Origin of the sequence: Mesotoga sp. UBA6090 (assembly GCF_002435945.1) — a bacterium.
Classification (GTDB): Bacteria; Thermotogota; Thermotogae; order Petrotogales; family Kosmotogaceae; genus Mesotoga.
Genome location: NZ_DIXC01000046.1, coordinates 1 through 11,494, shown reverse-complemented (window position 1 = coordinate 11,494; position 11,494 = coordinate 1). Strand labels below are relative to the sequence as shown.

Annotated in this window: 6 protein-coding genes and 1 pseudogene; 2 read left to right on the top strand and 5 right to left on the bottom strand. The window is 43.9% G+C overall.

Going from position 1 to position 11,494, the window contains the following annotated elements; translation table 11 throughout:
• On the top strand, nt 1–2,081 hold a 2,081-nt coding region (locus tag B3K42_RS07135; protein ID WP_292597909.1), incomplete at its 5' end, for a formylglycine-generating enzyme family protein.
• A gap of 249 nt (nt 2,082–2,330) precedes the next feature.
• Nucleotides 2,331–4,070 (top strand): IS1634 family transposase, encoded by a 1,740-nt coding sequence (locus tag B3K42_RS07130; RefSeq protein WP_110991040.1) that lies wholly within the window; start codon nt 2,331–2,333, stop codon nt 4,068–4,070.
• Nucleotides 4,071–4,289: 219 nt separating this feature from the next.
• Here the strand turns inward: B3K42_RS07130 and B3K42_RS07125 are convergent, their stop codons facing one another.
• The 5 genes and pseudogenes from B3K42_RS07125 to B3K42_RS07110 all read right to left on the bottom strand — a co-directional run.
• Nucleotides 4,290–6,122 carry a hypothetical protein gene (locus B3K42_RS07125; RefSeq protein ID WP_110991038.1) on the bottom strand — a complete coding sequence of 611 codons (1,833 nt, stop codon included), beginning with the start codon at nt 6,120–6,122 and terminating at the stop codon, nt 4,290–4,292.
• A 40-nt stretch (nt 6,123–6,162) separates the two neighbouring features.
• Complete coding sequence (locus B3K42_RS07120; RefSeq protein ID WP_292597905.1) at nt 6,163–9,843, bottom strand: tetratricopeptide repeat protein; 3,681 nt, start codon at nt 9,841–9,843, stop codon at nt 6,163–6,165.
• A 4-nt stretch (nt 9,844–9,847) separates the two neighbouring features.
• Nucleotides 9,848–10,003, bottom strand: coding sequence for a hypothetical protein (locus B3K42_RS07115; RefSeq protein ID WP_181419158.1), 156 nt, complete (start codon nt 10,001–10,003; stop codon nt 9,848–9,850).
• Between the two features lie 441 nt (nt 10,004–10,444).
• Nucleotides 10,445–10,864, bottom strand: a pseudogene (locus B3K42_RS13865) (formylglycine-generating enzyme family protein).
• Nucleotides 10,865–10,919: 55 nt separating this feature from the next.
• Nucleotides 10,920–11,494, bottom strand: a 575-nt coding sequence (locus tag B3K42_RS07110; protein WP_292597902.1) for a hypothetical protein, incomplete at its 5' end; no start/stop codon positions are given.

The following is an 11,494-nucleotide window of genomic DNA, read 5'->3' as shown; positions in this document are numbered from 1 at the left end:
CAGCAGATAAGATTAGCGAGGAAATGAAAGAAGAGATTGAAGAAGAAAAGGCAGAAGAAACACTTCGTGATATCCAGCAAGAAGCCCCCGAAGATAAGACAGAAGACGTCGTTTACCCTGAGAAAGAGCAAGAGGAGCAGCAGCCCCAAATCATTCAGCAAGATGAGAAGACGAGCGAACAGGACCTACAAATCTCCAGGCAAAACAAATCTATAGATACTTCTGCAAGTATGCCTCCCTTGAATTCTACGAGCAGGATAGAGCATTCAGTGGTCCTGGTAGAAAAAGGCAGCTTCATGATGGGGGATGAAGTTGAAGACCTGGAAATCTATTGTAGACCAGTCCATGAAGTCATACTAACAAATAGTTTTCTCATAGGTAGATTCCAGGTGACCTTCGAAGAGTACGACTTGTTCTGCGATGAGACCGGAAGAAGCAGACCGAAAGACGAAGGATGGGAGAGGGGACAGAGACCTGTAATCAACGTGAGCTGGTGGCACGTAATATCCTACTGCAACTGGTTGAGTGAAAAGGAAGGGCTTGCCAAAACCTATGATAGTGAAGGAAATCTGCTGGATAAAAATGGAGATATAACAACAGATCCGTCTAAAGTAGAAGGTTACAGGTTACCCACTGAGGCTGAGCGGGAGTATGCGGCTAGAGGAGGGAGCAAAAGCAAAGGCTACAAATATGCCGGAAGCGATAACGTTGGTGACGTTGCCTGGTATGATTCAAACTCAGAGGGCAAGACACAGGAAGTGGGAAAGAAAGAACCCAACGAGCTTGGAATCTACGATATGTCTGGAAACGTATGGGAATGGTGTTCTGATCGGTATGGTTTGTATTTGATTTCGGTGCAGACAAATCCATACAACTGCAGTGGTTCCAGCAGGGTCACTCGAGGTGGTAGCTGGAGCGACTTCGCATCTAGTGCGCGGGTCGCTAATAGAGATGGGAAGCTCCCTACTGGTTCGTATAGTTACATCGGGTTTCGTATATGCAGAACGGTATTTGAGGATACAGCAGAGTCAAAAGAGATTTCAGAAGATGGTATTAACAAGACCAGCAAAAGCAGAAAAGGGGAAAGTGTAGTTGCAAAGGAAAATACAGAAGAAACAAATGATGGAAAAGCAGATAATTATGTCAACGAAACGCACAGTGAAGAACAAGAATTGCAGACAATTCATCAAGGAGAAAAGATAGACCATCATGAAACACCTGTCAAGAAGAGACGGATAGCATTGCCGCTGTTCATATTTTTCACCGTACTTGTGACTATTGCAATAGCAGTAATGAGCTTACAAGGACATCTTTCTAGCAGTTCAGTACCTCCTATGGTTCTTGTCGAAAGAGGAAGCTTCACGATGGGCGATACCTGGGGTGATGGAGAGAGTGATGAAAAACCAACTCACAAAGTAACCTTTACATATGACTTCTATCTGGGCAAGTACGAAATAACTTTCGACGAATACGACGATTTCTGTGAGGCTACCGGCAGGAGCAAACCGAAAGACGAAGACTGGGGTAGGGGACAGAGACCTGTAATCAACGTGAGTTGGGATGATGCGATAGGCTTCTGCAACTGGCTGAGCGAGAAAGATAAACTCCCCAAAGCGTATGACAATGATGGTAATCTGTTGGACAAGGACGGAAGAATAACAGCTGATCCAGCAAATGTAGTAGGATACAGGCTACCAACAGAAGCTGAATGGGAATACGCAGCAAGGGGAGGAAACAAGAGCAAGGGATACAAGTATTCTGGTAGCGACAACGTAGATAAAGTAGCCTGGTATGGTTTGAACTTGGGAAGCAAGACACAGGAAGTTGGGAAGAAAACGCCAAACGAGCTGGGTATATATGATATGTCCGGAAACGTGTGGGAATGGTGTAGCGACAGGTATGGTCACTACTCCAGTTCGGCAAAGACAAACCCCTACAATGATAGTGGTTCCGGCCGGGTGGATCGTGGCGGCGGCTGGAGCAACCTTGCGACGGTCGCGCGGGTAGCGAATCGCGGCAACTTCTCGCCCACTTTCATGCGCAACAACCTTGGGTTCCGTATTGCAAGGACGGTGCCCTGATTACACTTTAGCCTTTTTACGTTTTTACCCTGTGCTGCGGCTTCGAGCGCCGGGCACGAAGTAGCCCGCAGGCGTGAGGAGACGTGGCAGAAATCGGAATTTCTGTGCCTTAATCGGAAGTTCCCCGACAGGAAATTAAATAAACTCTTTCCCAGAGAGAAAAAAGACACAATAATGTTGTGGAAACGTAGACAGTAAAGGGTCAATTTGTAATTGACTTCGCTCGTTTCTTTGTGCTATCATTCTGTTATGAAGAGCAAACCTAAAGGCCTTTATTTAGCTAAGATTGTGAGTAAGTACAAGGACAGAGAATACTTCACTTATCTTCTGAGAAGAAGCTATCGCGAAGATGGTAAGGTGAAACAGCAAACAATAGCCAATCTTACTGAATTGCCAGAAGTTACTAGAGAGTTAGTCAAAGAGAGTCTCCAGGGGAGAGTCTTTCTTCCTTCCGAAGAGGCTATTGAGATTACTCGGTCGAGAGCTCATGGTAATGTTGCGGTTATAAGTAAGGTAATGGAGGATCTAGGTATTTCCGAATTGCTTTCTTCTCGAAGGAGTAGAGAAAGCGATCTAATAGAGGCGATGATAGTTGCAAGGATAATAAACCCTCAGACGAAGCTTTCCACAATACGCTGGTGGGATAATACCACTATTCCCGAAGAGTTCTCAGTGGAAGATGCGGACGAAGATGAGTTATATGCTGCTCTAGATTGGTTGCTCCAAAGGCAAGAGACGATAGAAAGGAAACTAGCGCAGAGACATTTAAGCGAAGGTGGTCTTGTTCTTTACGATGTCTCTTCGAGTTACTATGAAGGAAGTCATTGTGAGCTTGCGAGTTATGGTTATAACAGAGACAGGAAGAAGGGAAAGAAACAGATAGTCTATGGACTCATGACGGATTCTAAGGGTATACCCATTTCCATACAGGTATATCCGGGCTGTACGAGTGACACCAAAACGATAGGGGAACAGGTAGAGAAGGTAAAGGAAGAGTTCAAAGTAGAAAGGTTCGTCGTGGTCGAAGACAGAGGGATGTTAACGCAGGGACAGATAGACGGATTGAAGGCTCTCGGTGGAGTTGACTGGATTAGTGCCTTCAGAGGGCCTACGATTAAGAGTCTCTACGAGAATGGGGAGTTACAGCTTAGCTTATTTGACGAGAGAGACCTTCTTGAGATAGACTCACCCGATTATCCTGGAGAGAGGTTAATAGTCTGCAGGAATCCCCTTCTTGCAGAAGAGAGAAGGAGAACGAGAGAAGACTTACTCAGGGCGAGCGAAGAAAAGTTGAACAAACTCATGAGGAGGGTCGCTTCAGGAAGGTTGAGGGAAGCGGGGAAGATAGGGCAGGCACTGGGGAGGATAGAGAACAGGTACAAGATGGCCAAGCATTTCATCTTCACGATAGAGGATGGGAAGTTCGACTACAGGAGAAATGAAGAGAGTATAGCCTTTGAAGCTTCCCTTGACGGGTTCTATATAATCCGAACCAGTGTAGAGAAAGAGAAGTTGACTGCAGAAGAAGTGGTGTACAGTTACAAGAGTCTATCCAGAGTTGAGAGGGCATTCAGGACACTCAAGGGAGTGGATCTGAAGATACGGCCAATACACCACTGGCTTGAGAAGAGAGTGAGGGCTCACATATTTCTCTGCATGCTAGCGTATTATGTTGAATGGCATTTGAGGGAGTCATGGAAGAGCATGATCTTCACTGACGAATATGCCCATAGAGAACATGTACTACAGGCTACTAGATCCGAGAGCGCACTTGAGAAGACGAGGAAGAAGAAGCTGAGTGACGGGACACCGGTACACAGCTTTCAGACTCTTCTATCTGAAATGGGTACGATTGTCTGTAACGATGCCAGGGTACCTGCAGTACCGGAGATACCTTCATTCACTATAATAACAACTCCCAACGAGGTACAGAGGAAAGCTCTTGAACTTGTCGGATTGAAACAATTCAGCAAACGTAGACAGAAATAATCGCTTCATTTCTCTGAAATCCTTTCAGATAGCTATTTCTTGCTTGCTCAGTTCGGGAACTTCAGCTTAATGATAATGAAGGTTTAGGTTGACGCTAGAGAGGTTTTTTAGAATTCTTCATAATCGTCGCGGCCTAAACTTGTCAATATCCCTAGAGGTCTTTCTGAGATTGTCCGACATCCCGGTTTTTTGTCCAAGTTATCCATCCCATGCTTCCGATTAGCTCTTCTGGCTATCTACTACGATCTTCTTGTTCAGTTCGGCTACAGCGTCGCCGGCATTGGCGAAAATCGAGTCTATCTCCTTGATATTCGGTTCCAGCTCATGCCATGGTTTTATGCTGTTGTTTATCATCAAGATGTTCATGACTTCCTTGTTTGATTTTCCATCTTCTTTGAACCACTTTTGACCATAAACGAATCCGTTAAGCTCTCTATATGCCATCCATCTTCTGTGTTCCATAATGTGCATCGTCTGCTTCTGATCTTCAGTGACTGTATTCTGATCGAAGATCGGGCAATCAGTTGAAGCGTCGGCTATTCTCACGCCCAGAAATCTCAGTTTGATCGGCAAGTGTCTTGCAGCGTAACGGTTGGAGTCTTTTTCGGAATCTTCCAGTTCGTTCCAGACCTTGTCGAGTGTCTTATCTTTTCTCTTGTTGTATTCCCAGTGAAAATACATGGCTATCTTCTCTATTTCTTCGTTAGTAGAGAACAGGTTATCCGTGTTTAGCACTTCTCCTGGGTTTGAGATGGCAATATTTACAGCCTCCAGCTTTTGCCTGGTTTCTGGAACTATATCAAAAAACCTGGAAAGCATAGGTATTACTGCAACTATTGCTGGTACTGTTGACACTTCTCTATCATGGCCATTTACATCGCTGTCTGCTTTTATCTCAAACATCTGCCTGAGCTTTCTGGCAACGAATGAACTCTCTCCCTCGTTTTCTGTCGCTATGAAGCATGAGGAAATTGTTGAGAAGATTTGCCAGTCGACTTCGCCCCTGATAAGTTCAAGAAACTCTACTTCCACTATCTCCGCGACTTTTCCAAGTGAAGGGTAGTCTTCGTAGATCGACCTCATCCTGTTCTTCACATCTCTATCAGAAACAACGATTCTCGGTTTTACGTGATTCGCAAAATGGTATAAGAGAGCCGCTTCTGTCAGGATCTTCTCACCCTGATCTGTCAGACCGACTAAAAGGATTGTGGCGGGTACGGGATCGCCTTCACCTATTTTTCTGTACCTGTCCGGAGAGAACTTGTCGATTAGATGCTGGGCGAGCATTCTCTTAGTGTTGAAGAAGGAAATAAACACATTTCTTTCTGGATTATTCCCCTTGCATTGCTTCATGAATTTCATCGTATGTTCATCGTTTATGTTAGCAAAGACTTGAAGTTCACAATTTTTGTTTTCAGTTCTTCTCTTTGCTAAGGCTTCTCTTTTCTTCTCACATCCGTCAAGATAGGCCTCTATCTTCTCGACAGTTTCGATATTATTCGTATCATCTCCGGTCATGATAAAAACACTTTTCGCCGACTCCAGATGTATTTTCTGACAAAGTTTCGTTTTATCTGAGAGACTCTCTGCTTCGTCAGCGAATATTACCATTAGCCCCCTTGCAGGTTTCAAGGCTGGAAACTCGCTCATTTCATGTGTGCTAGTGATGAGGACGATTCTGCTGTTGCTGTTTCCGAGGAGGTTTTCAAGCAGATAATTTGTTTCAGTGTTCAGTCCCCAGATGACGATATGATTTTCAATTCCCAGAAGCCTGAGGTCTCTGGTTGTCTTCCAGATCAGAGAGATTAGCAACTTCAAGACGACTGCAGCCGCTATTATCGGAGCGAAGAATCTCGCTATCTCAAGAATCCAGGGGATTGAATAATCTTGAAAGCTTGCTTCCAGGAAGAAAAGCTGAAGAGAGTTATACAACGCCGAAGAGACAGGGAGTGAAGGGTCGTACAATTTCCAGCCAATTATTCCAATGACGTAGCATATAACAAAGAGAATTCCGATAAACTTCCAGTTTCCCCACTTGACAAGACTTCCCATTTGGATACCTCCTGTCTCTTAGTTATAATATACTCAGTAGTTATAGTGAAAAGATGCTTCTCAATACGTTAAGCTCACGATGTTTCATACCGTCATCTACAAGCGATTTGGTTATTGATCGTGCTTCCATTTCTAATTCTCTTTTCTGAGCATCGCTTTGCGTAATCCTCGCTATATCTAAGAGTGCAAATGCGAGGCCTACATGTCTGTCAACAACTCTTGGTTCTTTATCAACAAGAGTTCTTCTTATATCCAGAACCCTTTTGTAATGATCTGAAGCCTTCTCAAGCTCACCGAGGTTCTCGTACTGGCTTCCGATGTTGTTAAGGCTGACTCCAAGATCTCTCTGCCAGTCAGTTCTTTCGGGATCTCTCTTAACGAGAGCTTCCATAATCTCCATAAATCTCTTGTAGTGAAGAAGCGCCTTATCGTATTCTTCAAAGGTTTCGTGGATCATTCCGACATTGTTCAAACTAATTCCCAGGTCTCTCTGCCAGTCGGTCCTATCGGGGTCCTTCTTAACGAGGTTTTCTCGTATTTCAGTGGATCTAGTGAAATACACCAGAGCCTTGTCGTTTTCGTTCTGGCTTCTGCAGATATTTCCTGCATTGCTGAGACCTACAGAAAGGTCATACTGCCAGTCGATTCTGTCAGGATCTTTCCAGATGAGATCTTCCATTATCTCAATAAATCTAGTGTAGCATTCAAGTGCTCTCTCTCCCTCGCCTAGAAATTCGTACATCATTCCAGAATTGTTCAAACTCACACCTAGATCTCTCCACCTGTCCATCCTGGATGGATCTTTCTCAATAACGGCTTCCAAAATTTCATTAGACCTAACATAGTATCCTAGTGCTTTCTCAGCTTCGCCAAAGTCTTCATAAATCCTGCCGATATTGTTCAAACTCACGCCTAGATCTCTTTGCCAATCCAGTCTCCCGGGGTCATTCCGAATGAGTTGTTCCATTATCTCCATGAATCTGGTGTAGTACCCCAGAGACTCATCGTTCTTACCTGATTTTTCATATATCCTTCCGACATTGTTCGCGCTCGTTCCCAAATCTCTTCGCCAACAAGTTCTCGATGTGTCTTTTTCTACTAGGCTTTCCATTATTTTCATGAAGTGCAAATAGCATTCTAGAGCTTTTTCACTCTTTCCAAGTTCTTCGTACACACTTCCGACGTTATTCAAACTCACTCCCAGATCCCACTGCCATTCTGTTCTATCCGGTTGTTTCATTGCAAGATTCTTACTTATCTCAAGAGACCTGACATAATATTCTAGAGTCTTTTTACTTTGACCCAGGTCTTTATAGATATTTCCAATGTCACTCAGACTTAATGAAAGGTCATTCTGCCATTCCGTTCTGTCAGGGATTTTCTTCACGAGTCTTTTTCGTATCTCAAGAGCTCTCATATAGTATCCTAGCGTCTTTTTCACAGCTACAAGTCCTTTGCAGTTTCTTCCAGCGTTATTGAGACTTATCCCGAGGTCCCTTAGCAATTCCAAATTGGTCGGATCCATTCGAACTAGCCTTTCAAGAATGGGAATTGACTTCTCGTGGATGAATAAACACCAGAGGCTTCTCCCTCTATTCTTTTGTTTTACTCCAATACTGCTCATAACGAATGCAAGTACCTTCCTGTCGATTGTAGAGATCTCTTCAAGAAGCGCTTTCAGTCTCTTCTCTTCTTCGAACCCGTAGTTCTCCATCACCCAGCCAATGGAGTTATACAGGATATCCTTCTTGTTTCCTTGTTCTTCAGTTTCTTCCTCCTCCGGAAGCAGATGCAGTAATTCCTTCTCCCTTTCCGCTTCGTACAGGTGAAATCCAACGTACGGCATTATTGAACTGGAAAGGAATGCCTCTTTCGAGTTCTTTCCCTCACTTTCGAATCTCTTCAGTCCGTAGTCCGCGAGTATTCCATGATTTCTATTCCTGTTCGTTCCGTACCTCTCTTTCATGTATTCGTCTATCTGTCTGTGGAAGAACGTAAGTATCCTTACTCCTTCGACTTCCTTCTCCCTCAGGTGGTCTTCCAGGTCCAGATAGAACCTGGACCATATGACTACGGGTATCTTCCTTCTCTCCATCAGTTCATCTGTATGCTGAGATCCCTTCAGGAAGGATTCGTAGTATTCTTCGTCAAAGGATAGAAGATCGATCAGTTCTTCTTCTTTCAGGCCCGCGTATCTTCCGCACACCATGTAACCTATTATCGTTTTCACTCTCTCGGGTGTATGCTCTCTCTCAAGCCTGTCGCAGAACTCTTTCAGTATCTCTTCCGTCTTTTCCCCAAGTCTCGGGATTCCCGTGTATGAATGCCAGTTCTTTGCCATGTCGAACAGCAGCCTGAGGTATATCGGCGTTCCATTACTTTTCAATCCATTCATTATCGCTTCTCTCTGTTCACTCTGCAGTCTTCTCTTTGCCCTGGCCAGCCATCTGTCGAGTATCTCTTCTCCTTCTCTTTCTTTCAGCCGCTCGAGGCGATGGGGGAGTTCTATCTCTTTGTCCAGTGTGGTCGAGACCACAAGTCTGGTGTACCGGGGCAGGAGAGAGGGAAGCCATGTGAGATTACCATCTATCTGGTCCAGCGCGTCTATGAAGAGAATCAGTCTCTTGTCCTCTGTGGATAGGACGAGACACCTTCTGAAGACTTCTATAAGGTCGTCCAGTTTGTTTGGGTCTAGATTTCTTCTTTCTCCTGAGCCTTCCATAACCGGTGGTCTTTCTCCTTCTTCTATACCCGCCACCTTATTCACCGTCGTGTCGTACTTTCCGGTTATCTCTTCGCATAGTTGTTTGAGGAGCGTGTATTCGTTTCCGGAGTTGGCGGTGAAACCAGAGAAGCGGTAGATGACCACGTTCTTCTCTCTCTCGGCATGCTCTATCGCTTTGGCCATCACGCTGGATTTACCCGAGCCGGATTCTCCTGTGAGTGCGAAGATCCTGTTGTCCTCTCCCTCTATGTACTCGCTTATATCCTCGAGGATCTTCTCTCTTCCGCAGAAGTCTTCCAGTAGCTCTTCTCTGTACTCTCTGTGTCTATTCCTCTCTTCTTCTAGTTCATCTATCTCCTGTACATCCTTCAGCTGAAGTGAGATCGTCTCTTCAAGTCTTTCGTATATGAACTGGCTGAACTCCTCTTCGTCTTTCTCATTATCTAAACTTTCGTATTCCCTCGTCCTTTCTTTCGATAGTCTGTCTTTCAGTTCTTCTTCGAGTCTTTGAAGCCTCTCGTCTTTCTCGCCTTTCCTGAAGCAGGCAACCACGTGCTCTTGAGGGGATATCTTTCCTTCGGGAATGCCCAGGGCTCCGTGGATAATCTCCCGGTGTGTGGCGGAGAGGAAGTACTTCTCTCTTTCCTTCTCATCCAGAGTACTTCTGTCAACCGCTTTTCTCAGAATCTCTCTCAGTTCTCTCTCTTTCTCTTCCCAGAGAGCGTAAGATTCGTACTCATCCTTTCTTGGCTGGAGTATGTATTCAGAAGGTATCGCGTTGTCGTCTCTCCGGTACCACTCACTTATCTTCGATCGTTCACTCTCATCCATGAGGGGAAGAAGAGAATCTAACTCTGTCGAAGGAATGGAGTAAGGCAGAGGTTCCCAGCCGTATCTATCGCCCAGGAGTATTATGAAATTGGGCTTTGGTGAGAGGTTCTGGCAGCGTTCGATCTCGGAGAGGCATATCTGTAGGGTTCTCTGGTCTTTCTGCACTTNNCTACAGCGAGCAGATCTTTCTTAATGTGTTAAGTTCAAGATGACTTACACCGGCATCTACAAGTGATTTGGTTATTAGTTGTGCTTCCGTTAGTCTCAAGATATCTAGAAACGCAACAGTGTCATAAGTATCCAGTTTCGTGAAAAAGGTTCTCACATTGGAATTCCTCTGGAGATGGCTTATTAATTTAAGTTTTATGCCAATTTCGGTGTGAAATCCCCCTCGTCATGACTTTTAAGAATACAGGTTACACATGTTACTCCTTTTTGCTCTTTCATTGGAGAAGCATATGCTGCTTTTCGAGGAAGCCGGTAAATATCAACTTAGTTTGCAACACAGTAAAGAGAATAGTCCAAGCTGTCACATTTCTGAGCCGGTTTTGCATACGCTGAAACTAAGATTCGAGTATTCACTACTTGGAATTCTTCCATCCCGATAAGCTATGTAATTAAATTCTGGACATTCTTTGTATCCTGTGTTTCGTATGACTCGATAAGAATCAGAAATACTGTTATACGGATTCAAGATTGGACTCTTACTGTAATATCCTCTATCATACCAATCGCTACACCATTCAGAAATCTCGCTTCCTAAAGATTAGACGTCAGCTGAGTCGTATTCCTCATTCAAAGATCTTCTCTTTGCAGCATATTCCCATTCCGCCTCCGTAGGTAGTCTATATCCAAATACTTTCGATGGGTCACTTGTCGAATTCCCATACACATCCAGAAGATTTCCTTGCTTATCGTAAGCCTTTGGAAGTCCTTCATTATTGCTAAGCCAGTTACAATAAGCTATTGCGTCATACCAAGTAATCCCAACTACGGCCGTGCTTTGCAGTTCTCAAGCATACATTATTGGCACTTTTCTTCCTGTTGAGTCACAAAAACTCACATATTCTGCAAAAGTAATTGATGAAATAGTGAGGCAGAAGTCATAAGTAATAGTCACTTCATGAATTGGACTTGAATAGGGGCCCATATCACTTCCCATAAGAAATGTTCCTCCTGATACCATCTCCATATTTGGTTGTTTCAATTGATTTCTATCTAATGATCGCAAGTATCTGTCTCTAAATAATATACGCAATAAGAAACCCATACATAAATGTTGTAGCAAGCACCAAAATGTAGATCAAAAGATATAAGTAACTTCTTGTTGTTTTCCCATCCTTTTGGAAACAGGATGTTCTTAAAACAACCTTTGAGTTCTGGCTCAAAATGCCTTCAAGGTGTTCATTTACTTCATTGAAGGTTACTGAAAGACAATCCTCCCCATTTTTTAAAGCCCTTAAATATAATATAGCGGTTGTGATAAGTATAACTATACAAGCCCATGCGATCGCGTGACTCTTTCCTCCAATCTCCGGCAAAGGGAGAATTTCGTGCGATGCTAAGGTCACGAAAATGGTGTACAAAACGTACATGAATATCCATTGGAGATAACGCACGATTTCTACTAGTTTTGCGAATTTCAGGGTTTTTTTCAGGAGGTCTATATTGTCTCTTCTATCTTTAATAAGCTTTTGAAGACTTCTTGAGTAAGAATCTAAAGATGAGTAATATACGAGAAGCGCAATATCCATTCCAAGATATAATAAGGTGGGAAACAGATTAAGCGAAGTTGTTTTTTGCAAGAGTGAATTCC